This window comes from Chelatococcus reniformis, from assembly GCF_014640075.1.
Classification (GTDB): Bacteria; Pseudomonadota; Alphaproteobacteria; order Rhizobiales; family Beijerinckiaceae; genus Camelimonas; species Camelimonas reniformis.
The window spans coordinates 312,062-335,595 of the sequence record NZ_BMGG01000009.1 but is presented as its reverse complement, the minus strand read 5'-3'; the positions used below and the strand labels follow the sequence as shown (position 1 = coordinate 335,595).

The 23,534-nt window shown below is 69.2% G+C and carries 22 protein-coding genes; 8 read left to right on the top strand and 14 right to left on the bottom strand.

What is annotated here, in order from left to right:
• The first annotated feature begins 55 nt into the window (after positions 1-55).
• Positions 56-670 (top strand): BRCT domain-containing protein, encoded by a 615-nt coding sequence (locus IEW34_RS24230; RefSeq protein ID WP_188611800.1) that lies wholly within the window; start codon positions 56-58, stop codon positions 668-670.
• Between the two features lie 154 nt (positions 671-824).
• On the opposite strand, the gene IEW34_RS24225 is transcribed toward IEW34_RS24230, so the two are convergent.
• From IEW34_RS24225 to IEW34_RS24205, 5 genes are all read right to left on the bottom strand, one after another.
• Complete coding sequence (locus IEW34_RS24225; protein WP_188611799.1) at positions 825-2,030, bottom strand: ABC transporter substrate-binding protein; 1,206 nt, start codon at positions 2,028-2,030, stop codon at positions 825-827.
• Positions 2,031-2,127: 97 nt separating this feature from the next.
• The gene (locus IEW34_RS24220) at positions 2,128-3,039 is read right to left on the bottom strand and encodes an acyl-CoA dehydrogenase family protein (protein WP_188611798.1); all 912 of its coding nucleotides are present in this window, start codon (positions 3,037-3,039) and stop codon (positions 2,128-2,130) included.
• Positions 3,040-3,048: 9 nt separating this feature from the next.
• Complete coding sequence (locus tag IEW34_RS24215) at positions 3,049-4,191, bottom strand: acyl-CoA dehydrogenase family protein (RefSeq protein WP_188611797.1); 1,143 nt, start codon at positions 4,189-4,191, stop codon at positions 3,049-3,051.
• Entirely contained in the window at positions 4,188-6,344 is a 2,157-nt protein-coding gene (locus IEW34_RS24210; RefSeq protein ID WP_188611796.1) for an acetate--CoA ligase family protein, read from the bottom strand. Before IEW34_RS24210 ends, IEW34_RS24215 begins: the two co-directional genes overlap by 4 nt.
• A complete protein-coding gene (locus IEW34_RS24205; protein WP_188611795.1) occupies positions 6,341-7,168 on the bottom strand; it encodes an SDR family NAD(P)-dependent oxidoreductase in 828 nt (275 codons plus the stop codon). Before IEW34_RS24205 ends, IEW34_RS24210 begins: the two co-directional genes overlap by 4 nt.
• Positions 7,169-7,352: 184 nt before the next feature.
• Here IEW34_RS24205 and IEW34_RS24200 point away from each other — a divergent pair, with 184 nt between their 5' ends.
• Both IEW34_RS24200 and IEW34_RS24190 read left to right on the top strand, forming a co-directional pair.
• Positions 7,353-8,051: a TetR/AcrR family transcriptional regulator gene (locus IEW34_RS24200; RefSeq protein ID WP_244642172.1), complete on the top strand. Its 699-nt coding sequence runs from the start codon at positions 7,353-7,355 to the stop codon at positions 8,049-8,051.
• A gap of 505 nt (positions 8,052-8,556) precedes the next feature.
• Positions 8,557-9,156, top strand: a complete 600-nt coding sequence (locus tag IEW34_RS24190) for a YceI family protein (protein WP_188611878.1) — start codon at positions 8,557-8,559, stop codon at positions 9,154-9,156.
• Positions 9,157-9,205: 49 nt separating this feature from the next.
• Here IEW34_RS24190 and IEW34_RS24185 read toward each other — a convergent pair whose 3' ends face one another.
• Genes IEW34_RS24185 through IEW34_RS24175 form a run of 3 tightly spaced genes read right to left on the bottom strand, consistent with a single transcriptional unit; the run spans position 9,206 to position 13,113 of the window.
• Complete coding sequence (locus IEW34_RS24185) at positions 9,206-10,906, bottom strand: ABC transporter permease (protein ID WP_188611792.1); 1,701 nt, start codon at positions 10,904-10,906, stop codon at positions 9,206-9,208.
• Positions 10,907-10,953: 47 nt separating this feature from the next.
• The gene (locus IEW34_RS24180; RefSeq protein ID WP_188611791.1) at positions 10,954-11,979 is read right to left on the bottom strand and encodes a Fe(3+) ABC transporter substrate-binding protein; all 1,026 of its coding nucleotides are present in this window, start codon (positions 11,977-11,979) and stop codon (positions 10,954-10,956) included.
• A 42-nt stretch (positions 11,980-12,021) separates the two neighbouring features.
• Positions 12,022-13,113, bottom strand: coding sequence for an ABC transporter ATP-binding protein (locus tag IEW34_RS24175; RefSeq protein ID WP_188611790.1), 1,092 nt, complete (start codon positions 13,111-13,113; stop codon positions 12,022-12,024).
• Positions 13,114-13,261: 148 nt separating this feature from the next.
• On the opposite strand from IEW34_RS24175, the gene IEW34_RS24170 reads away from it, so the two are divergent.
• Both IEW34_RS24170 and IEW34_RS24165 read left to right on the top strand, forming a co-directional pair.
• Entirely contained in the window at positions 13,262-14,227 is a 966-nt protein-coding gene (locus tag IEW34_RS24170; RefSeq protein WP_188611789.1) for a hypothetical protein, read from the top strand.
• 96 nt (positions 14,228-14,323) lie between these two features.
• Positions 14,324-14,656 (top strand): four-helix bundle copper-binding protein, encoded by a 333-nt coding sequence (locus tag IEW34_RS24165; protein ID WP_188611788.1) that lies wholly within the window; start codon positions 14,324-14,326, stop codon positions 14,654-14,656.
• Between the two features lie 19 nt (positions 14,657-14,675).
• Here the strand turns inward: IEW34_RS24165 and IEW34_RS24160 are convergent, their stop codons facing one another.
• From IEW34_RS24160 to IEW34_RS24145, 4 genes are all read right to left on the bottom strand, one after another.
• Positions 14,676-15,458 carry a M15 family metallopeptidase gene (locus IEW34_RS24160; protein WP_244642170.1) on the bottom strand — a complete coding sequence of 261 codons (783 nt, stop codon included), beginning with the start codon at positions 15,456-15,458 and terminating at the stop codon, positions 14,676-14,678.
• Positions 15,459-15,546: 88 nt separating this feature from the next.
• Positions 15,547-15,756 carry a hypothetical protein gene (locus IEW34_RS24155; protein WP_188611787.1) on the bottom strand — a complete coding sequence of 70 codons (210 nt, stop codon included), beginning with the start codon at positions 15,754-15,756 and terminating at the stop codon, positions 15,547-15,549.
• A 126-nt stretch (positions 15,757-15,882) separates the two neighbouring features.
• Positions 15,883-16,725: a type 1 glutamine amidotransferase gene (locus IEW34_RS24150; RefSeq protein WP_188611786.1), complete on the bottom strand. Its 843-nt coding sequence runs from the start codon at positions 16,723-16,725 to the stop codon at positions 15,883-15,885.
• A gap of 104 nt (positions 16,726-16,829) precedes the next feature.
• Positions 16,830-18,173: an aspartate aminotransferase family protein gene (locus tag IEW34_RS24145; RefSeq protein ID WP_188611785.1), complete on the bottom strand. Its 1,344-nt coding sequence runs from the start codon at positions 18,171-18,173 to the stop codon at positions 16,830-16,832.
• A 337-nt stretch (positions 18,174-18,510) separates the two neighbouring features.
• Here IEW34_RS24145 and IEW34_RS24140 point away from each other — a divergent pair, with 337 nt between their 5' ends.
• The 3 genes from IEW34_RS24140 to IEW34_RS24130 all read left to right on the top strand — a co-directional run bounded on the left by IEW34_RS24140 (position 18,511) and on the right by IEW34_RS24130 (position 21,274).
• On the top strand, positions 18,511-19,350 hold the full coding sequence (locus IEW34_RS24140; RefSeq protein ID WP_188611784.1) for a DeoR/GlpR family DNA-binding transcription regulator: 840 nt from the start codon (positions 18,511-18,513) through the stop codon (positions 19,348-19,350).
• 14 nt (positions 19,351-19,364) lie between these two features.
• The gene (locus IEW34_RS24135; RefSeq protein WP_188611783.1) at positions 19,365-20,369 is read left to right on the top strand and encodes a helix-turn-helix domain-containing protein; all 1,005 of its coding nucleotides are present in this window, start codon (positions 19,365-19,367) and stop codon (positions 20,367-20,369) included.
• A 116-nt stretch (positions 20,370-20,485) separates the two neighbouring features.
• A complete protein-coding gene (locus IEW34_RS24130) occupies positions 20,486-21,274 on the top strand; it encodes an inositol monophosphatase family protein (RefSeq protein WP_244642169.1) in 789 nt (262 codons plus the stop codon).
• A 270-nt stretch (positions 21,275-21,544) separates the two neighbouring features.
• On the opposite strand, the gene IEW34_RS24125 is transcribed toward IEW34_RS24130, so the two are convergent.
• Together IEW34_RS24125 and IEW34_RS24120 are read right to left on the bottom strand one after the other, a co-directional pair.
• Positions 21,545-22,498 carry a choline/ethanolamine kinase family protein gene (locus IEW34_RS24125; protein ID WP_188611781.1) on the bottom strand — a complete coding sequence of 318 codons (954 nt, stop codon included), beginning with the start codon at positions 22,496-22,498 and terminating at the stop codon, positions 21,545-21,547.
• On the bottom strand, positions 22,495-23,451 hold the full coding sequence (locus tag IEW34_RS24120) for a phosphotransferase (protein ID WP_188611780.1): 957 nt from the start codon (positions 23,449-23,451) through the stop codon (positions 22,495-22,497). The genes IEW34_RS24125 and IEW34_RS24120 overlap by 4 nt, the downstream gene beginning before the upstream one ends.
• Positions 23,452-23,534 lie beyond the last annotated feature (83 nt).

Below are 23,534 nucleotides of genomic sequence, written 5' to 3'. Positions count from 1 at the left end.
CCGGCTCGACACACCCCGCTCGCCATGATTTGTATTGCGCAGGGAGGAATTGGATATGCTGGAAACACCAATTCGTGACCTGTACAATCGAGCCCGGCTCGCCGACCGACAACTCAACGAGCTGATCGGGGTGGCCCGCGGGCTCACGGCCGACGGCTCGGTCAGCCAGGTCGAGGCCGAATACCTGCTGAAGTGGCTTGCCGCCAATGCCGGCGCCACCGACAACGCCGTCGTCCGCTCGCTGTACGAGCGCGTCGAGCAGATCCTGGCGGACGACGAGCTCGACGAGGACGAGGCGGCGGAGTTGCTCGACACCCTGACCCGCGTCTGCGCCGGGGATTTCGGGCTTGGCCAGGGCCACACGGCCCCGGCGGTCTGCGACCCGGCGCCCGCCATCCGTTTCCCCGGCATGACCTATTGCCTCACCGGCACCTTCGCCTTCGGCAGCCGCCGCGAATGCGAGGAGGCGGTGGCCAGAGCGGGCGGCTTCTGCGGCGGCCTCACCCGCGAGACCAACTATCTCGTGATCGGCACATTCGCCACGAAGAGCTCGGCCCACTCGTTCCACCGCCGCAAGATCGACAAGGCCGTCGCCATGCGTCGTGCGGGTGTCCCCATCGCCATCGTGCACGAGCCGCGCTGGGCCGCCCATGTGCGTGCTTCGTCATAAAGCGTTTTCGAGCGAAGTGGGCGCCGGTTCGCGTGAAGAAAACGCGACAAAACAATCAGATAGAGCACTTCGGCGATTCGAAGAAACGCGGAAATGCTCTGGGCTGACGACCGGATCGCGCGCATGACCGGGGCCGATCAGCACACGGCCGCGCCTATTCGGTGATGACGTCGCCGAACACCACCCAGCTCTTGCCCTCGAAGCGCTGCAGCCGCAGCGCGTGATAGGCGTTCGCGTCCTCCGGGGTCGTCTTGAGACTGATGCCGGGCAGCATCATGGGAAAGGTCTTCTCGTCGATACTGGTGACCATCTTCATGAGATTGGCCCGCGTGAGATTGTCCCCGGCGCGCTCCAAAATCTTATGCATCAGCATGGCTGTCGTGTAGCCGACGACCGCGCCGTACTGCGAGATCTTGCTCTCGAGGCCCGTCTCCTCCATGAACCGGATGAAATCCTTCATTGCTGGATCATCTTTCCAGAGCGGATCGGCCGGCGTCTTCATCACCACCGCGGTGACCAGCCCCTGGGACGCGTCGAGCCCCGCCGGCTCCAGCACGGCGCCAATTGAGCTGGCGCCGCTGCCGACCAGCAGCAGCGGCTTCCAGCCGAGCTCGTGGGCTCTGCGGATGGCCTGGGCGGCGAACTTGGGCGTCGCGGCCAGGAAGAACGTATCGGCCCCCGCGCCCTTCAGCTTGAGCATCTGCGAGTCGACGGTGGCGTCGGCCGTCTCATACGTCGCCTCGGCCACGAGTTGAGTCTGCGCCTTGCTGCCGAGACCCTCCTTGAAGCCTTTGACGTAGTCACGCCCGTAGTCGTCGTTCTGCGAGAGGATGGCGATCTTCGCGTCCGGCTTGGTGGCCAGCGCGTGCTTCGCCAGGGCGCGCCCCTCCATCGCATAAGGGGGGTAGAACGCCATCGTCCAGGGATAGCTCTTGATGTCGTTCCACTTGGCCGCACCGGTGTTGAGCAGGATCTGCGGCACCTTCTTGCTGTTCAGATATTTGTGAATCGCCGTATTCGTCGCCGTGCCGTTCGATGAGAAGATGGCGAGAACCTCATCGTCTTCGACGAGCTTGCGGGTTTGCTCGACGGTCTTGGGCGGGCTGTAGCCGTCGTCGAGCGAGATCAGGTTGACCTTGCGCCCGTTGATGCCGCCCCGTTCGTTCAGCCGCTTGAAATAGGCGAGCTCGGTGATGCCCTGGAGGCTGTAGGCGGACGCGGGTCCGCTGTAGGGCATCGTCTGACCGAGCTTGATCTCCGTGTCACTGACGCCCGGGCCGTAGGCCTTCTCGGCGGCCCAGCCCCCGGCCGTCGACAGGCCGAAGGTCAACGCCGCCATGGCAGCTGTACGAACGGTCATCTCTGCATCCCTCCGGTATCGGGGCGCTTGCACCGCGGCCCACGTCTGGTTCGTTTCACAATTCATTCGGCGTATGAGCGACGCGGGGGGCCCGCCCTCACGGCCACTCCGCGGCCGCCAGATCGCGATAATGGCGCGCCGCGCCGCCCAGATCGGATCGCAGGAGCTTGGCGCGGTAGGTCCAGCGATGGAGCGGGTGCTCCAGGGTCAGCCCCATCGCGCCCATGAACTGGTGCAGGTCGTAGGCGACGGCCTCCACCGCATCCTGGGCATAGCCTGCCGCCATGCGCGCCTCGCTGACCGTGCCGGCGGCGGCCTTCAGCGCCAGCCACCGGGCGGCCGCTATCTTGGTGGAGCAGGCGGCGAGGCGGTGCTGCAGCGCCTGAAACGTGCCGAGCGGCCGGCCGAACTGGCGGCGGTCGCTCACGTGCGCGACGACGCTCTCCAGGCCGCCTTGCAGCACACCGCTAGTTTCCGCCGCCACGGCCAGCAGGGCCAGGCGCCAGGCGAGCGCCGGATCGGCGCAGGGGGTCGCGCGGGCCAGGCAGGCCTGCGGCGCGCGCAGCCGGCAGGCGGGATAGGCGAAGTAGCCCTCGACCGGGATCACGTCGCCGGGCTCCAGCGGGCACCATGAGGCGCCCGCCTCGGACAGGAACAGCACGGCGCGCGCCACCGGCAGGAAACGGCAGGCCCGGGTCGCATCGCCGTGCAGCACGGCGAGCGGCCGCGGGGCGTCGGGACAGGCGAGCGGACGGATCAGCGCCGATGCCGCCACCTCGACGACCGCGGGCGTGCGGCAGACATCCTGCACGACCAGCACGCCCGTCGCCGGGCCGAAGGCATCGAAGCCGGCCGCGTCGAGGACGCCGCTCGCCTCCAGCGCGGCATCGAGCTCCGCAGCGAACGACGACCTCTCGCCGTCCGGCGCCCACGGGCCGGACGCCCGGGCAAGGATGGCGGACACGGTCGACAGAAGCGCAGCCTGATCTTCGGTCTGGTCAAGCAACATGGTGGCGGCTCAGCTCCTCGGCAGATCGAGATGGTCGGTCGCGACGATGCCCAGCTGGATCTCGGTCGCTCCGGACGCGATCCCGGCGGCGATCGCCCGCTCGTGATGAGGCTTCAGCAGGTGAATGCTGTCGTCGGCGAAGGCATCGGGCAGGAAATCCAGCGCGAAATTGGCGACCGCGTGGTCGGCCGCAGCGACGGCGACGCGCGTCAGGCTCGACTCGGCATTGGGCGGCAAGCCGCGGGCGCGCTGATCGACGACGCGGTAGACGAGCACGCGGGCCGCCTCGCAGGCCGCCAGCGCCTGGCCTGCCCGATGGCGGACGATGTCGTCCCGCCATGAGCCGTCGGCCTTGAGCCGCTCGACCATGGCCGCCAGCGCGCGCGCCGACAGCGCATAGCGGGCGATGCCGACCCGCTCGTTGGCCAGGGCATAGGTGATCAGAGACCAGGCCTTGCCCTCCTCGCCCAGCATGGCGGAGGCGGGGATGCGGACATCCTGGAAGAACACCTCGTGCAGGTCGCCGTTGCCGACGAGACTCGGGATGGGCCGCACGGTGATGCCGGGCGTCGCCATGGACAGCAGGAAGATGCAGATCCCGTCCTTGCGCTGCCCGCTGGTCCGCGCCAGCAGGAAGCAATGGTCCGCCAGCCCCGCATAGGAGGTCCAGACCTTCGAGCCGTTGATGATGAAGCCGTCACCGTCGCGCTCGGCGCGCGTGCGCAGGGAGGCGAGATCCGAGCCGGCGGAGGGCTCCGAGAAGCCCTGACACCAGATGGCGCAGCCCGCGGTGATGTCGGGGACGTAGCGCTCCCGCTGCTCCGGCGTGCCGAAGCGCAGAATGGTTGGGCCGATCCAGTTGACGTTCATGTACTGCGGGCCGCGCGGCTCGCCGGCGGCCCACATCTCCTCGCCGAGGATGAAATGCTCCCACACGGAGCCACCGCGCCCCCCGTGCTCCTGCGGCCAATGGGGCACGAGGAGCCCGGCGGCGGCCAGCTTGGCGCAGAAGCCGAGCGAGAATTCCGTCTGCTCCTTGGAGCCGGGCCCGTGGCGGGCGATCGCCGCCCAGTCGGGAGGCAGCTCGCGCGCGAGGAAATCGACGACCTCCGCGCGAAAGGCCTTGTCGCGTTCCGTCCATTCAAAGTTCATGCTCGGTCATCCGGCGATGCGTGTGGAAGCTCGGGCCCGAGCACGGCGAGGCCGTCGACCGCCGTGACGGTGTCGCCACGGCAGATCAGCGGGTTGACGTCGAGCTCCAGCAGGCGGTGGCGGTGGTCGAAGGCCAGGCGCGATATCAGGCTCACGGCCCTGGCGAGCGCCGGGCGATCCACCGGCGGCGCGCCGCGGAAACCATCGAGGACGGCGCCGCCGCGCAGGCGCCGCAGAAGCCCGAGCGCCTCGCTTTCGTCGACGGGCGCCATCGCAGTCACCGTGTCGCGCAGCAGCTCGGCGAAGATGCCGCCCAGTCCGACGACCACGATGGGCCCGAAGGCGGCGTCGTTCTTGACCCCGACGATGATCTCCACGCCGGCCGGAACCATCTCCTGCACGATGGCGCCGTGCAGCGCGGCGTCCGGCATCGCCCGGGCGCAGGCCGCCATGACCGACCGGTAGGCCTCGCGCGCCGCGGCCGGGCCCTCGACGCCGAGCACCACCCCGCCGGCCTCCGTCTTATGGGGGATGTCGGGGCTGTCGATCTTCACGGCCACCGGTCCGCCGATCGTCTCGGCCGCCCGTGCCGCCGCCTCCGGGTCGGCCACCCGGATGTCGCGCGAGGTGGCGATCCCATAGGCCGCCAGCAGCGCCTTGGTCTGCGCCTCGCCGACGGGACCGGCATGGGGCGGGAGGGGCGCCGCCGCGCCGCCGCTGGCCGCCTCGCCGGGGCCGATCGGGAGCTGCGCGCGCGCGGCGCGCGCGTTCCATGCGGCCAGCGTCGCAAAGCAGCGGTCCATCGAGCGGAACATCGCGATGTGCGGATCGGCCTCGACCACCTCGGAGCCATGGCCTTCCAGATGCTGCGTCAGCCAGACGGCGCAGATCGGCTTGCCGTGCCGCCGCGCGATATCGCTCAGGTGCGGCAGGCGCTCGGTTGCCGGCGCATAGGCATAGGTGCAGCCGTAGACGAGCGCGCCGTAGCCCGGATCGGATAGCAGGGCATCGGCGCAATCCATGAGCGAGGCCGAGTCGGAGATGACCTGGGCGGTGACGTCGCAGGGATTGCGCGGCGCCCCGAACGCCGGGATGCGGGCTTCGAGCACCGCTGTAACCCCGGCCGCCGGCTGCGGCAGCGGCACGCCATGCTGCTCGGCGCAATCGGCGCCCATGATCGCCGCGCCGCCCGAGCCGGCGAGGACGGCGGCGCCCGGCGCCTGCGGTGGGCCCGCCTTGGCGAAGAAGGCGGCGGTCTCGACGAGGTCCTCGAAGCGGTCCACGACGATGGCGCCGCCCCGCTCGAACAGAGCGCGCCACGACGCGTTCGAGCCGGCGAGCGAGCCCGTGTGCGACATGGCGGCGGCGGCTCCCGTCTCGCCGGTCGCCAGCTTGAAGACGACGAGCGGCTTGCCGTGCTCCCAAGCCAGCCGTGCGGCCGCCAGCATCCGCAGCGGCGCCGCCCCCCCTTCGAAGACGCAGGCGATGACGGCGCAGGCGGGGTCCTCCGCCAGGGCCGCGACCCAATCGGCCACGTCCACGTCGCCGGAATTGCCGGCGGTGAGCACGTGGCTCACCGCCACGCCTCGTTCGAGTGCCTGCACCAGCGCAAAGCCGAGGGCGCCGGACTGGCTGACCAGCCCGATGGCGCGCGGCCCCGGCGAGCGGCCCTGCGGCACCGCCGCGAAGGTGATGCGGGCCCCGCTCGTATAGTTCAGCAGGCCGACGCAATTGGGCCCGAGCAGCCGGATGCCGGCATCGACGGCGCGCTGCGCGAGACGGCGCTGCCGCGCCACGGCATCGGCGGTGCCGAGCTCGGCGAAGCCCGAGGCGTAGAGGATGACGCTCGGCACCCCGGCCGCGATGCAGGCTTCGATGATCGGCTCGACGCTCGCGGCGGGAGTGGTGACGACAGCCAGGTCCGGCACCTGCGGCAAGGCGCTCAGCCCGGCGTAGCAAGGCGCATCGCCGATGTGGTCGTATTTGTCGTTCACCAGGAACACCCGGCCGCCGTAGCCGGCGAGGTTGGCGGCCGTTCGCGCCCCGAACGAATCCGGTCGCGGCGAGGCTCCGACGATGGCGATGCTGGCCGGATCGTAGAGGGCTTGCAGGTCCGCCCGGGTATAGGGGCGCAGGCGCTCGGTGGCGCTCATCGCGGCAGCGCCGTGCCGGCCGCGGCCTCGCGGCGGCCCTTGGCGATCTTGTGCAGGTAGGCCATGTAGCCGATCGGGATGCGGCTGCCGCCGTGCGCCTGGATCACGGTCCCGGAAATCCAGGCTGACTCGTCCGCGGCCAGATAGACGCAGAGCGGCCCGATGTCCGCCGGCGTGCCCAGCCGGCCGAGGGGCACCGTGTCGATCTGCTTCTGCGCCCGCTCGCCGGACATGAGGTCGGCGAACTCCTCGGTCAGCACCACGCCGGGGGCGATGGCGTTGACGCGGATGCCCATGTGGCCCCACTCGACCGCCATGGTCGTGGTCAGGTTCTCGACGCCGGCCTTGGCCGCTCCGTACTGGCCCGTCATCGGGTTGGGGTGCGAGCCGGACCGCGACGAGATGTTGATGATCGAGCCGCCCTCGGTCATGGCGCGCGCCGCGGCCTGAGCGGCGAAGAAAGCCCACTTCAGATTGAGATCGACGACGTTGTCCCACTGAGGCTCCGTCAGCTCGAGCAGCGGACCCACGTCGTTCGACGACGCGCTGCCGGCGTTGTTGACCCACGAATCCAGCCGGCCGAACTCGGCCACCGCGCGCGTGGCAATGGCCTGCGCGGCACCCGGCTCGGTGATGTCCGCGGGAAGGGCGAGCGCCCGCCCGCCCTGGGCGCGAATGGCGGCTGCCGTGGCCTCCAGCGGCGCGGAGGTCCGCCCGGTGCAGATCACGGCGGCTCCGGCCTCGGCCAGAGCGTGGCTGATGCCCTTGCCGATGCCGCGCCCCCCGCCGGTCACCACCGCGACCTTTCCCGCCAACGAGAACATGCTTCCTCCCCCACACAGCCACCCGATTTGGGTGGCTAACTGACCAACTACCAAAAACGATCGGGGTGGACAAGCGCTTGATCCGCTGCAGGCGATGGCATCGAATGGCAGCTCGTCGGATGGCCGTCCGGCGGGCCCGGCAGCGCGGCGGCGTGCGGCGGCGACGTGGGAGGATCGTGAACTGGTGAGCGCAACGAAGGTGGCGGACGCGGGACCGGCGATTCTCGGTTCCAAGCTGCGGCGCCGTAAAAAATCGGACCGGCGCATGCTCGAGGCGGCGATTTCCCTGATCGGCCGGCACGGCACCGTGGGCGCAAGCCTGGCGCAGATCGGCATCGACGCCGGCTACAGCCGATCACTCCCCGTGCAGCGATTCGGGACCAAGCAGAGCCTGCTGGAGACGGTGATCGACGCCATGCAGGCGCGGTTCGAGCGCCAGGTGGAGCGGCGCACCGCCGGCAAGCGGGGCTGCGCCGCCCTCGTCGAGCGCATCCGCGCTCAGATGGAGGCGGTCCGCGACATGCCCGAATCGGCCATCGCCCTCTACCACCTGATCGTCGATTCCACGGGCGCCGTTCCCGAGCTCAGGCCCCGCATCGCCGAGCTGCACGCCGCCTACTGGGACAATCTGCGCAGCTACCTGGTGGAGGCACGGGAGATCGGCGAATTGCGGAGCGACGTCGACATCGAGCAGAGCGTGCGGGCCGTGTCGGGGGCCATCAGCGGCATCTGCATCCAGGCGCTGGTCAATGGCGACACGACGCGGCTGGGAGACGATGCCGAGTTCATCGCCGAGCTGTTCGTCGGGCGTGTCGCCAAGCGCCCCGGCGCCGCCGCGGACATGCCATCGCCGTCGGCCGCGGCCGCCACGGAATCGGCGTGACGACGCTCAGCCCGCGGGGCGGCGTTCGATGCATGGTTACTGGAGGGGGCCAGGTGCGGATCCGCGCGCCGAGGATTCGATCGAGGAAGAGCGGACGCCGGAGGTAAGAGCCCGGGCAGCAGGCGCCGGCGCGACGCTCAGAGGGCGCGAGCCAGGTAGGTCAAATACAGGGACGCAAGAGTGAATCCCACCGACAACGCGATGAGCACGATCGTCGTCGCGTACTCGGCTGTGCTGACGGATACCGTCAGTTCGGCTTCGGATGGTTCAGGCATCGCACCGGCCTCTCCAGATAGCGGCTACACGTACGATCCTTCGAGCATCACCCCGATGCGCGCTGTGATCCAGCGCACATCGGAGACGCGGACCCTAGCCCTCCGCACACCCCTTACGCATTTCGGTGGACCGGCGGCGCAACGGATTACCCCCACATGCGCCACCACAAAACGGCCCTGCTGCAGCCTTACGAGCTGCGCTCCATCCATAGCGGGAGACAATCGTGAAGCTGGCTTCGATTCTGCCTCTCTGCACCGCCCTCTGCCTTGCCGTGCCTGCCGGCGCCCAGACGGCGCCGACCCGCGATCCGGCCAAGATCCAGGCGGGCACCTACGCTCTCGACCCCGACCATACGCAGGTGGTCTTCGCGGTGGACCACCTGGGTTATTCGATCTACCGGGGCAGCTTCTCCGACGTGACGGGCACGCTGGAGCTCGACCCCAAGAACCCGGCGGCGAGCACCCTCAAGGTGTCGATCCCGGTGAGTTCGGTGGCGACCACCAGCCCCAAGCTGACGGACGAGCTCAAGGGCGCCGAGTGGCTCGATGCCGCCAAGCACCCGACGATGAGCTTCGTCTCGACCAAGGTGACGATGGACGGGCCGGACAAGGCTACCGTCACCGGCGATTTCACCCTGCACGGCGTGACCAAGCCCGTGTCGCTCCAGGTCACGCTGGTCGGTGCGGTGCCCAATGCGATCACCAAGAAGTTCTCGGTGGGCTTCGAGGCCAAGGGCAGGATCAAGCGCTCGGATTTCGGCGTGAAGACCTACGTGCCCATGATCGGCGACGAAGTCGACCTCACCATCGCCGGCGCCTTCGACCGCTGAAGGACGCTTCGGGCGGCGGCCGTCGCCGCCCCTCTTCTACCGCCGCCCTCTACCGCCCGTCCTGACCGAGCCGCGCCAGGACGGCGACGGGCAGCAGGCTCACCAGCACGATCAGCAACGCCGCGATCGACGCGTCCTCGTAGGTGCCGCGGGCGGCTTCGCCATAGAGGCGCGTCGCCAGGGTCTCGAAATTCAGGGGGCGCAGCAGCAGCGTCGCCGGCAGCTCCTTCATGCAGTCGACGAAGATCAGGATGGCGCCGGAAGCGAGCGCCGGCTTCGCCAGTGGCAGGTGCACCGCATAGAGCGTGCGCAGCGTGCCCGCCCCCATCGTGCGCGCTGCGCCGTCGAGGGACGGCGGGATGCGGCTGAGCCCGCCCTCGACCGAACCAGTGGCGATGGCGAGGAAGCGCAGGGTATAGGCGAGCACCATGGCCGCGCCCGAGCCGATCAGCACGAGGCCGACCGAGGCGCCGGCGAGCGTGGACGCCGCCCAGGCGACCGCACGATCCAATGCGCCGACGCCGTACAGCACGCCGATGGCCAGCACGGTGCCCGGCACCGCGTAGCCCGCGAGCGACAGGCGCGCAGCAAGGCTCGCGATGCGGCCCGGCGCGGCGCGGCCGGCGTAGGCGACGATCAGCCCGAGCGCCAGCGCCCCGAGCGTCCCCGCCGCGGAGACGCTCACCGTGTTCCAGGTCGTGGCGAGCAGCCCCTGCGACAAGCCGGCGAACGCGATCCGCGCCCAGGCCGACCACGCCAGGTATGCCGCGGGCACGACGAAGCCGACGAGCACCGGAAGGCTGGCGAGCGCGAGCGCGAGCATGCCTGCCGTGCGGCCGAGCGGCCGGGGCTCCAGGCGCCGCGGGCGCTGGGCCGAGGCCGCAAAGCTGCGCTGGCGGCGGCCGAAGCGCTCGGCGGCGACGAGGCCCGCCACCGGCACGAGCAGCACCAGCGCGATCTGCGCCGCTCCGGCGAGGTCCGATCGGTTGACCCAGGTCGCGTAGATCGAGACCGTGAGCGTCTGGATCCCGAGAAATTCCGAAGCACCGATATCGTTGAGGGTCTCCATCAGCACCAGGCTCACGCCAACGGCGATCGCCGGCCGCGCCAGCGGCAGCGCCACGCGCGTAAACGCGGCGCCATAGCTCGCCCCGAGCGTGCGCGAGGCATCGATCAAGGTCGCGGCCTGGGTCAGGAACATGGCCCGCGTGGTGAGGTAGACGTAGGGGTAGAGCACGAAGGAGAGCAGCAGGATGCAGCCGGTCATCGAACGAATGTCCGGAAGCCGGAACTCGCGCGCGCTCTGATAGCCCAGCAGCCAGCGGAGCCAGCTCTGCACCGGACCGACCGGGTGCAGCACGTCGAGGTAGGCATAGGCGGCAATGTAGGTGGGGATCGCCAGCGGCAGGATCAGCGCCCACGCGAGGACGCCGCGGCCGGGGAAACGGTAGGCTGTGACCAGCCAGGCGGTGCCGCAGCCGATGCCGGCGGCGAGGCTGCCGACGCCGGCGAGCAGCAGCGCGGTGTTCGCCGCCGCCCGCGGTAAGACATGAGCGACGAGGTGCGGCCACAGGCCGACGGAGCCGTCCAGGGCGAGGACGACCAGCGTGAGGATGGGAGCCGCCGCCAGCAGCGCCACCGCGGCGGCAGCGACCCGCCAGCCGAGCGCAGGCCGGATGCCGGACCGGGTGGGGTCGCCCACCTCGTCAAGGTCGCCGAGGCCGACGGCGACCGGCCCGTCGAGCCGCATGCCCCGGCCGCGCTGCGGGGCTCGCCAGCGACGCGGCTGCTCCGGGCTCAATTGTCGAAGCCGACCTGCTCCGCCAGTCGGCTTGCCTCCATGCGGAAGCGGGCGATCTTGGTCAGCGGCGTGGGATCGACCTTGAGCTCGCCGAAGGCGGCGATGATCGGATCGGGGGCGACATCGGCCCGCACGGGATATTCGAAATTGGCCTCGGCGTAGGTCTTCTGAGCATCCTTCGACACGAGATATTCGAGGAATGCGATGGCCTGAGCTCGGTTCGGCGCGTTCTTGGCAATCGCCGCACCGGAGACGTTCACCTGGGTGCCGCCATTCTCGAACGTCGGCAGCACCACCTTGATCGCCTTAGCCCACGCCTGCTGCTCGGGGCCGCCCTTGCCGCTCGCCATCAGGCCGACATAGTAGGAATTGGCGATGCCGATATCGCAGATGCCTCCCATGATGTCCCGCGCCACCTCACGGTCGCCTCCCGCCGCCTTGCGCGCCAGATTGGCCTTGAGGCCTTCCAGCCAGGTCTTCGTCTCGTCCGCGCCGTGATGGGCGATGAAGGAGGCGATGAGGGCGGTGTTGTAGGGATGCTGGGCCGACCGGATGCACACCTTCCCCTTCCACTTCGGGGACGCGAGTTCCTCATAGGCGAAGCGCGTGAGGCCGAGGCCCTTCGCCGCATAGAGCACCCGGGCCCGCAGCGACAGGGCGAACCAGTGGCCCTCCGGGTCGCGCAGCTGCGGCGGCACGGCACCGTCCAGCGCCGGCGACCTCACCGGCTGAGTCAGGCCCTTGTCGACCAGTTCCACCAGCCGCCCGACGTCCACGGTCATCAACATGTCTGCCGGCGAGTTGATGCCCTCCGAGGCGACGCGCTCGGCCAGCCCGTCCTTCAGGAAGATCGTGTTCACCTTGGTGCCCGTCGAGGCCTGGAAAGCATCGATGAGGGGCTGCACCAGGCCGGGCTCGCGGGTCGTATACAGATTGAGCTCGGCGGCGGCGCCCCCCGCGGCCGAGCTGACGAGCACGACCGCGACCCAAGCCAATTTTCGAGCCGTTCTAAAGAATAGCATGGCCCACCTCCGGTATTTTCTTGTGCCACGGCAGCAGAGACGTCACGCTCCCGCCGCTGTCAACCACGGCTCTGTGCGACTGTCGCAGATGTTATCGCAGGCTTTGAAGACAATCACACGGGCAACGTCGACGGCCAGCCGGCAGTGGTCGCCCGGCGCCAAGTCGACCGGTCCGGGAGCTCTGACGACGACGAGTTTAGCGCTGCCGTCCACTTCGATGCCGAACTGCTCGACCTCACCGCGAAACCAGTGCTCGACAACGCGGCCGGCGATCCCTGCACCCGCCCCTGACAGGCCGATGCTGCCCGGACGGACGAAGACCCGGACCTCCTCGCCCTCCGTGACGCCGGCGCCCGCCGGCACCAGGCCGAGCGGCGTTGCCACCCGTCCGGCCCGGCAGACGCCGGCGAACTCGTTGCAGTCGCCGAAGAAGCGCGCCGCATAAGGAGAGCCTGGCCGGGCGTAGAGGTCACGGCCGCGGCCCGTCAGCATGATCCGCCCCGCGCGCATCAGCGTGACGCGGTCGGCCGCCATGACCGCCTCCTCCGGATCGTGCGTCACCAGGATGGTGGTGATGTCGAATCGACGCAGGATCGACAGCGTCTCGAACCGCACCGCGTCGCGCAAGCGGCCGTCCAGATTCGAGAAGGGCTCGTCCATCAACAGCACGCGCGGGCGCGGCGCCAGGGCGCGGGCGAGTGCGACGCGCTGCTGCTCGCCGCCGGACAGCATGTGCGGGTAGCGCGGCGCAAAATGAGCGATCCCCAGTTGCTCCAGCGTTTCCCCGACCCGCGCCCTCGCCTCGCTCCTCGCCAGCCGGGCGAGGCCGAAGGCCAGGTTCTCGCCCACCGTCAGGTGCGGAAACAGGGCATAGTCCTGGAACATCAGGCCGATGCCGCGCTGCTCCGGCTCGACGAAGACGTGCGGCCCGGCCAGCAGCGATCCGTCGAGGCGGATCTCGCCGGCCGCCGGCCGCTCGATGCCGGCGATGAGGCGCAGCAACGTGGACTTGCCGCAGCCGGACTCGCCCACCAGGCACATGATCTCGCCAGGCGCCACGTCGAGATCGATGCCGGCGAGGATCGACCGGCCGGCGATGTCCTTGGCGAGTCCGCGAACGGAGAGCGATGCCATCGGGCCTCCCGGTTGAACAAGGTTGACATGGTGCGGCCTGCACTGCCAACCGGTCTCATCCCTCCGCCGCGGCCGGCGCGCGAGCCCGTCGGTCGTCCGCGCTGCCGACGCGCGGGACAACTGCAAGAGCGCGGCCGGGTGCCGACCGATGGATCACACGCGCTTTACACCGGGTCTGATGACAAACAACATCGACACACCGCGGCAAATGCATGCTGCGCAAGAGGATGTAATGCCATCTGAGGAACGCGACGGTCATGACGAGGTCTTTGTCTTCGCCGTCGTCGGCGATGGACACGTGCAGCAGGCCCAGATCGCACTCTCTTTCCTGAAGCGCGTGACGCGGCGGAACATCATCGTCGTCCATAGCCGCAGCTCACGGCCACCCGTGCACGAGCGGACAGTGGAGGCGGCCATCCCCTCCCACCTCGACGACCGCGCGGCGGCCGCATTCCTCAAGACCAACATCCACACGTTCGTGCCCCTTGAGGAGGCCGTCTATTGCTACCTCGACAGCGACGTCATCGCGGTCAACAGCGGCATCGACGAGGTATTCCGGTGCCGATCGGGGGTGATCAATTTCGCCGCGGACATCTCGTCGATCGATGTCTTCAGTCCGTGGGCGCTGCGATGCGGCTGCGACGCGCCGGCGTGCGGTCACCTGCGCCAGACGCTGGCGACGAAGTTCGGGGTATCGATTCCGAGTGCGGACTGGCAGCTCATGAATTCCGGAGTCTTCCTCTTCGACGCGGCGTCAGTCGACTTTCTCGATCTGTGGGGGTCGATGACCGCGCGGACCCTCGCCGATCCCTATTTTGTGCCGCGCGATCAGGGCGCGCTGGCGGCGGCCCTCTGGCTCTCGGGGTTGGAGGGCCGGCCCGCGATGGACTCGGCCTTCAACTTCATCGTCGACTGCATGCACGGCCGTCCGCGCCACGCACGCGCGGAGGTCGCGGCGACGGCGCTGGCAGCAAACCGGGATTATGCACTTTCAGCCACCGCCGCTCCTCATGCCGTGCATCTGATCAACGGCGGCGTGGGACGAACGGGCTGGGCCAACTGGGACGAGCTCGAGCAACTGCGATCGGCGACGGAAGGCCAGAGCCAGCGCTGACCCTGCATTTCGATCCGGCGCAGGCGCATAGCGCTCGGAACGGAACGGCCGCTCCCGTGTTCGGCCCTGAGGACACACCTCGAGGGAGCCCGTGCCATGCACCATCTCAGTCCGGCGATGAAGGCCTGCATCGATGACTGCCTGGCCTGCTATGCCACCTGCCTCGGCACCGCCATGAACCATTGCCTGGAAGCGGGCGGCGAGCACGTCGCCCCGCCCCACTTCCGGCTGATGATGGCCTGCGCCGAGATCTGCCGCACGAGTGCGCACTTCATGCTGATCAACACGCCGCACCACGCGCACACCTGCCGCGAATGTGCGGAGATCTGCGCTGAATGCGCCGATGACTGTGCCCGCATCGGCGGTATGGAGGACTGCGTGCGCGCCTGCCGGGCCTGCGCCGAGAGCTGCCGCAAGATGGCGGCGTGACGGCTCCCGCGGAGCGGCCTCATCTTCCCTGCACCGGAACGTCTTCGGGCTTCGTGGCGCCCCGCGCACCGCCATAGGTGAAATGCCACCACTCGCGCCGATAGTTCCTGAAGCCACGCCCGGCCATGGCCGAGACGAGAAGCTGTCGGTTGCGCCGCTGCTCCGCAGTGATCTCCCGGCTGCCGGTCGCGCTCATGACATCGAAACAGTCGAAACTCGTTCCCATATCGAGGCTGCCATCGTGGCGACGCACCTCGGCGGGGCCATTGCACGGCGCTGTCGTAGAGCCTGTTCCGGCCGGGGCAGCCGCGTCCAGCCGGACGAGCGTCAGGTCCACAGCGACGCCGCGGGAATGGTTGGAGTCGGACGAGATGTAGCCGGCAGCGACCAGGCCGCCTCTCGTCGTCCTTGGCCAATATGGTCCGAGTTCCGCCCCGGCCCCACGCCCGACCCAATCCACGAACGCCTTGACCGCCCTCGCCGGCCGGTAGCAGTCGTAGACCTTGAGGCCGAGGTCACGGGGACGCAGATCGGCCTGCACCTGCGCCAACGCGCGAGCCGCCGCCTCCAGCAGGATGCATTCGCCGACAGCGTAGCCCGGAACGACCGAGCCGGTGAAATTGCTGGGCGTGGCGTAGCGGATATCCTGCACGATGGACGCATCCACCTCGCGCAGATGGACGAATCCGGACGGAAGCCGCTGGTGCGGTGCGCGCGTTGCCGCGCCCGCCGGCGCGAGCAGTACCCCAAGGCAGACTGTGAGTGCGACAGACCGCACAAGCCGACCGCCGACCGCGACCATCTCACTGTCCCCACTCCCGCCCGACGGGACGGAGGTCGGCCTATATCACACGATCCCGGCGTGCCCCGCTGGCACGTCTGGCCGGCGCTCAGAGGCGCAACCACCGGCCGAGCAGGAAGCCGGTGCCGTAGGCGATCACGACCGAACGGATCGGGCTCTCGACGATGAGGGAGGCGAGGTGGCCTTCGCCGCGCCGGGGATCCGCCGTCGCTGCCGATCGCCGCGGCGATTGTCGGTCAGCGCCAATTGCTTGCACGTCATAGCCCAAGGTGCGGGCGGCAGGATCGACTTGAGCCACGAGAGATCTCCCGGATGCATGAACCCTGGCATCGCGGCAAACGCGCCGCCGCGGCAGGAGTTCCGGACGCGCCCGTGGCCGACGCAAGCGGACGGCCGCATTTGCGCCGCCGCTCGCGCGGTGTCCTCAGCCCACTTCGCGCCCGGTGCGGACGCGTGCGATCCAGTTCGCCAGCTCGCACCAGCGCAACCGTTCGTCGGTGATGTCGTCGGCAAGGTTCAGCCGCCAGGCGATGTCGCGGCGGTCGGGGCTCGCCTCCAGCGTATCGAGTTCGGCAGCGTAACGCTCGAGGTCGGGCAGATCGGCGAAGAAGCCTTCGTCGACGAGGGTCGCGCCATAGCGGCGCACGATGGCGGCGACGTCGAGGAGACGAAACTCGGGATGATACTGGACGCCCCAGAAGACGCTGGCGCCGACGCGGATCTCGGCGGCCTGGACGTCGCTCGAGGCGTTGCGGGCGGTGACGACGGCGCCCGGCGGAAGCCGCGTCACCACATCGCTATGGATCGCCGGCGCATCGAAGACGGCCGCGCGGCCGGCATGCATGGCATGGCCGCCGCCCGGCTCGGTCAGCGAGATGCGCCGCGCGAAGGCCACCTCGCGTCCGCGCGGATTGAGCGCAACGTCGCCACCCGCGGCAACCGCGGCCAGCTGCAAACCCCAGCAGGAGCCGAATATAGGCAGCCCCCGGGCAAAGGCGGCCTGCACGAAGTCGACCTGCCGCAGCGCCTCGGGCTCGCGCCTGTAGATGTTCAGCGCCGAGCCGGTGAGGGCGAGGCCGTCATAGCTGTCGAGGGCCGCCGGAAGCGCCGCCGCCTCGTCGGCCGGCGTGCAGATGTCGACGACCGCGTCAGGCGCGATGGCGCGCAGCACGTCGGCATAGCTTTCCGACGCCGTGGCCCCGACCATCTCAACCATACGGCGGCGCCCTTCGGCGGAGCCGCCGTCGGCCACGAGCAGCCGTAACATTCCCTGCCTCCCGCTCGCCGCGCATTGTCGCCCCCGGTGTAGGCATGCCGCGGCCTGCGCGCAATATCCGCCCGCCTGCGGCGGCGACCCTGCATCGGTCCCGTTCAGGTCGCGGCCAGTTCGCGCAGCGCCTCGTCGCAGGCGCCGATGAAGAGGTCCGCGTTGGCGCGGCTGAAGCACAGCGGAGGCCGGATCTTGAGCGTGCTGCCATAGGGTCCTGCCGCGCCGACGAGGACGCCGCGCTCGCGCAGCCGGTTGATCAGCCGGCCGGCGAGGTCGGGCGCCGGCTCCTTCGTCTCCCTGTCGGCGACCAGCTCCAGGCCGATGAAGAGCCCGGCGCCGCGCACGTCGCCGATGGCCATGTGCCGGTTGCCGATCTCGCGCAAGCCGTCCATGAGATAGGCGCCCACGGCACCGGCGTTGGCGATGAGCCCCTCCTCGCGGATCGTGTCGAGCACCGCAAGGCCCGCCGCCGCGGCCACCGGATTGCCGCCGAAGGTGTTGAAATAACGCATCTGCGCCGTGAACCGTTCGAGCAGGGGTGCGCGCACGGCGACACCGCCCATGGGGAAGCCGTTGCCCATCGGCTTGCCCATGGTGACGATGTCGGGGGCGACACCGTGGCGGGCAAAGCCCCACAGGCCCTCGCCGAGGCGGCCGAAGCCCGGCTGCACCTCATCGGCGATGAAGACGCCGCCGCGGGCGCGTACCTGATCGATGGCCGCTCGCAGAAACCCGGGCGGATCGGCGTAGACGCCATCGCTCGAGAAGACGGTGTCGACGAGCAGCGCTGCGAAGCGGATGCCGTTTTGCTCCAGGTCGGAGGCAGCCGCCGCAACAATGGCGGCGAAGCGCTCGCCGACGTCGCCGTCCGGGGCTCGGAAGCTGTCCGGCGGTGGCACGGCGCGCACGTGCGGCGCCAGCGCGTGGCCGCGCCGGGACGACGGTGACACCTCCGTCACCGCCGCGGTGTTGCCGTGATAGGCCGTCCGGGTGACCACGATGCCCGTGCCGCCGGTCGCCGCCTGCGCAATGCGCAGGGCGAGGTCGTTCGCCTCGCTGCCCGTGCAGGTGAGGACCAGGCGGTCGATCTCGTCCGGATAGGTGGCCAGCAGCCGCTCGGCATAGGCGTCCACCACGTCGACCAGATAGCGCGTGTGGATGTTGAGCCGGCCGACCTGCTGGCGGATCGCCTCGACGACGCGGGGATGGGCGTGCCCGACCGACGGCACGTTGTTGTAGAGATCCAGATAGGCGCGGCCCGATGCGTCGTGGATCCAGACGCCTTCGGCCCGCTCGATACGTAGCGGCTCGTCGTAGAACAGCACGGTGTCCGGGCCGAACATGCGCAGGCGCCGCTGCACGGCCTCGCGCACGTCGCCGGCCATGGCGGATACCGTCGACCGGTCGAAGGCGTTCAGCGCCAGAATGTCCTTGTCCCGCCCCATCTGCCCTCCTCACTGTCCCGGCCCTCGGGAAGCCGGTCGATTGCGCAAGCCAGTCTGTGGCAGTGTGTGCATCTCCACAATGTACGTGCAGCCTGAGCAACAACTTGTCGGAATGACGGGACCAGCTCACATTCGCGTCAGGCGCATCGAAACCGATCTCTGCAAACACAAAGGGTTAGCTCAGGTCCGGCCGTTCATGAGCGCATTGAAGGCAGGTGACCGCCCACAAAATGGGGAAAGTGCCACAAAATTAGTGTAGACATCCAACATTAGCCGAAGAAAGATCAGGTGCAGATGTCCTGCGGCGTAGTGCCCAGGCCTGCTCCAGGAAGGCTCCATGGACAGCGACCGCTCACCGACAGCCGATACGGCCTCGACGGAGAGGCGGCTGTCGCGACGGCCGGACGGCGACCGCTTTTCCAAGCTGGCGCGCCACAAGCACATCATCTCCCAGCTCACCGCGGCCCCCACCCTGCGGGCGTCGGAGCTGGCCGCCGCCCTTGGGGTCTCGGGCGAGACGATCCGGCGCGACCTGATGGAGCTGCAAGAGCAGAGGCTGATCAACCGCACCTATGGCGGCGCCTCGCGGCCATTTGCATTGGAGCCGGCGCTCACCGACCGCAAGGCGATCATGATCGCCGAGCGCGAGGCGATCGCCGCCGCGGTGGCCGACCTCGTGCTGCCCAACGAGGTGCTGATGCTCGCGGCGGGCGCGACGACCTTCCACGTGGCCCGACGGCTTGCGGCGCGGGCCCGGGATCTGACGGTCGTCACCCACGACTACGCCATTGCGGCGGCGCTGGCGGTCAATCCGTCGATCCGCGTGCTGTGCTGCCCCGGGCGCTACCACCCGACCGAGGGCTACGTGTTCGGCACGCAGACGATCGCCAGCATCGACGGCTACGAGGCCAATCGCGCCATCGTCGGCGCCACCGGGATCGGCGGGCGCGGCATCAATGATGCGGACGACGAGGCCGGCGCCATCTACGGCGCCATGGTGCGGCGTGCCGCCGAAGCCATCGTTGTCGCCGACCATACCAAGTTCGACCAGCGTGCCCTGACCGTGTTCGCCCAATGGACCGAGATCGACCGGCTCGTCACCGATCGACCGCCGGAGGGCGCTTTGGCGATGGCTCTCCGCCAGGCGGGGACAGAGGTCGTCGTTGCGCAGCCTTGAGAAAGATCGAAGCGATGGCCATCCTGTCTCACCTTGCACCGTTGGAAGCCGTCCTGCCCTGCGACAGCCGCGTCCTGACGCCGTCGCAGGCCATGCACATCGGCCGCATCGAGCTCCACGTCGTTGCCGGCCGCGAGACATTGGTCCGCAACTGGGAGCGGGCCGAAAGCATCAGCGAAGCATTTTATGTCCTCGCATTTCCGTTGAGCGGCAGCCTGCTGTTCAGGCAGGATGGCCGCAGCGGGACCGCGCTCCCCAACGAATACGTGCTGCTGAGCGAGCTTGCCTTCTATGAGCTGTCGTCGGCCGAACGGGCCCATGCGCTGATCATGCGCATCCCGGTCAGCGAGTTGCGCAGCCGGATGGTGGCCGTCGAAGATCACGTGGCCCGCCGCTTCAAGATGAACGAGCACATGACCAGGCTGCTGGTCGGCCTGGTCAAAAGCGTAGCGGAGCTGTTTGTCGACCGCCCGCCCCCCAACCCGCAGGCCTTGGCGACCGAGATCATCAGCTTCGTTGCGTTGGCCATCGGCGCCGAGGATCGCGGCGCGGCCACGGACGTGCGCAACACGCGCTATCACCTGCGCCGCCGCATCGCCGACTTCATCGAGACGCACCTGGGCGACCAGGATCTGTCGCCCAAGCGCATCGCCGCCAGCAGCCGTATTTCGCTGAGCTACCTCTACAGCCTGTTCAACGACGACGAGACCACGGTCGGCCAGTTCGTCCAGGTCAAACGTCTGCAGCGGGCCTACGAGATGCTGGTGGCCGATCCGCGAGGGCACCGCACCGTGTCCGAGGTGGCTTACGACGTCGGCTTCAAGAACGTCTCGCACTTCTCGCGCAGCTTCAGCCGGCACTTCGGCATCACGCCGCGCGACGTGCGTCAGCTGAGCCCGGAGCCGGGCGCGATGGCACCCGCGAAGGGCCGCCCGGCAGCGACGCCGCCCTCGCGCAGCAGCTTCGCCCAGCCCTACTGGGCGCAGAACAGCCGGCGCGCGCTGCACGAGCGCGTCTAAGGCGCTGCCCGGCCCCACGGGCGGACCCGTCCAGGCCAGACTGATCGCAGATGGCCCCATTTCGTCGAGCGACGCTCACCAAACCGCTGCCCAGCGACCGAGCTCCGGAGCCATTCTTGTCCGACGCGCAGAGCAGTCCATCCGCCAGCGGGCTGGCGACCTTCTTCAACGATCTGGCCGATGCGGCGCGGACCGTAGCGCTGACCCACTTTCGCTCGGGTGTCGACTTCGAGCGCAAGCAGGATCTGACACCGGTCACCATCGCCGACCAGACCATCGAGCAGGAGCTGCGGCGGATGATCGGCATGCGCTTCCCGCGCCATGGCATCTGCGGCGAGGAGACCGGGCTGACGCCCGGTGAGCGCTTCACCTGGTACCTCGACCCCATCGACGGGACCAAGAGCTTCATCTCGGGCATGCCGCTGTTCGGCACGCTGATCGCCCTGGTCGACGAGGAGGAGGATCGGGTGGCCGCCGGCATGATCGACATGCCGGCCCTGGGCGAGCGCTGGTACGGTACGGCGGAGGGCACGACCCTGAATGAACGGCCCGCGAGGGTGAGCCGCGCGACCAGGCTCGAACAGGCGCAGATCTATACCTCGTCGCCGGATTTCTTCTCACCCGATGACTGGGCGCGCTACGACGCCCTGAGCCGCAAGGCCATGTTCCGGCGCTTCGGCGGAGATTGCTATCTCTACGGCCTGCTGGCGTCGGGCCACTGCGACCTGGTCGTCGAGGCCTCGCTCAAGAGCTTCGATTTCATGGCCCTGGTACCGGTCATCGAAGGCGCCGGCGGCGTGATCCGCGATTGGGACGGCAAGGCGCTGACGCGCCACTCCGACGGGCGCGTCGTCGCCGCCGCCAACGAAGCGCTGCTCGAGCAGGCGCTGGCGTTTCTCGGCTGACGACTTGCGGCCGGTCGCATGGATCCAAAATCGGCGCTCCAGACACGAGGTCGGACAGCGCACAACGGTTTTGGGAAGGGGCGCCGGGGAACGACGCCCCCACCACCGCCTTCGGCGGTCCCCCGCCCCCGCGTTGCGGGGGCGGACAGGCGCAGCGGCTACGGATCGATCCACCCCCGCACAGCGGGGGTGGGGGACCATGCGCAGCATGGTGGAGGGGGCGACCGCAGAGTCCTCGGTCCACCGTCCAATTGCCCGCCCTCCCCCACCTCACACCAGCCGCAGCCAGGTCTCCCACCGCGGGTCGAACATCACATCGCGCGCCCGCATGTATTTCCAGACGCCGTATTTCTGGTAGTCGAAGTCCCAGTCCTTCAGCTTGCGGCTCACCACGGCCCAGGACGCCCATTTGATGTCGGCGAGCGCGCGGTTGACCTTGACGCGTGCGATGGTCTGGCGGCTCACGCTGCCCATGTACTGCTCGATGAGGCCGTTCGACACCTCGTCGTCGAAGAACATCTCGGCGAACAGCACGCCGAACTCGTAGCTGCGCTCGTTGTTGGAGGCGAACTCGTAGTCGATCAGCCGCATGGGCTTGGCCGCGCCGTCGGCGCCGACCAGGAAGTTGCCGGGCATGGGGTCGTTGAAGCAGGGCACCAGATCGAGACCCGACGCCAGGAATGCCGCCTTGGCCTGCCCGTACCGGTGCAGGAGCCACGTCATGTCCGGCGGAAAGTGTGCGCCGAGCTCGCGGCCCTGCTCCACGTGCTCCTCGATCATGTCGAAGATCGTCTTGGTGAGGGTGAGCCGGGGGCCGGCGTGCAGTTGGCGATACAGCCCCAATACGTCGGCCTGGATCGCCGCGTCTCCGAAGTCCGCGTTGGTGCAGGCACGATAGCCCTCGAGGAACTCGCTCACCTCGACCCCGTCCTTGGGGTCGAAGAAGACGACCGCGGGGCCGATGCCCGCCGCATGGGCGTTGCGCGCCGCCTCGTTCGCCGCGACGCGGTCGACGAACATCTCCGAGCCTTCGCCCGGCACCTTGACGAAGTAGCGGCGCGGATCGCCCTCCACATCGACGAGCCAGTTCTGGTTCGTCAGCCCGCCGACCAGGGCGCCATAGGAGATGGCCTTGCCGTTCCACTGGGGCACGCGCGTCACGGCCGCCTCCAGATTGCGCTCGTGCATGTCGGCCGCATCGCCCAGGCGTTTGACGACGGTCATGCCAGCCTCCGCAGGGTCTCGCCGAAACGCGGCTCGCGCACCGCCATGCCGCAACGGGCGAAGCGCCAACTGGCGAATTTGTAGAACTCGAGCGTGTTGCGCCGCGATTTGGCGGCGAGCAGCGCGCCGATCAGCCCCCACCGAAGATCATCGGCGATGCCGTAGAGTCGGGCGCGGCTGAAGGCCGCTTCGTCGAAGGCGCCGGTGTGGCGCGTGAAGGCGTCACGGGCTTCCGGCTCGTGGGCGAAGGCCTCGACGAGGAAGCTGCCGATGTCCTCCAACGGATCGGCGGTGGTGGCCCGGTCCCAATCGATCAGGCGGATCTCGCCCGCGTCGCTGATCAGGATGTTCGACACGTTGCCGTCGCCATGGATGGGCACGGGCGCGATGGCGAGGCCGCGGATGGCGTCCGCCGCGAGGCGCAGCTCGCCGACCAGCCACGCGGTCTCGCTCGGCAACTGCGCCCGCGCCTCCTGCGCGGCCGCATGGAAGTGCTCGACCTCCTCGAAGACGCCGCGGCGCTTGGGCAGCGGCGGCCCCTCGCGGAACCGCCGGCGCGCCGCCAGGACCGCATCGACGATGGCGGGATCGAGCACCCGCTCGAGCGTTCCCACCCTCCAGCCGCGGTCCAGGTCCTCCATGACCAGCACGCCCTCGTCGAGGTCGGCGCAAAGCACGCGCGGGCCGATGCCGAGCGCGCAGGCGCGGCTTGCCGCCTCGAACGCACAGGGCACGTCGATATAGAGAGCTGCGTCCTGGTCCATCGCCTTGACGAACGCGCTCTCGCCGTTCGCCGCGTTCCTGACGCGCCAGGGCGTTCCGTCGACGCCGCGCCAGCTCGGCGACGCCAGCACAGGAAGCGCCGGCTCGATCACCGCCGTCTCGCCGTCCCATCCCGGCAGGCGGGCGATGCTGCGCCGGACCCTGCTCTGCTCCGCTTCCAGTGAACTCATGCCGTTTCCCGATTGCCGGCGGACGGACGGCGATGCCGATGCCCTCCGCCGCAAGTTTGGGCAATCGGGATGCAAAAGGGATG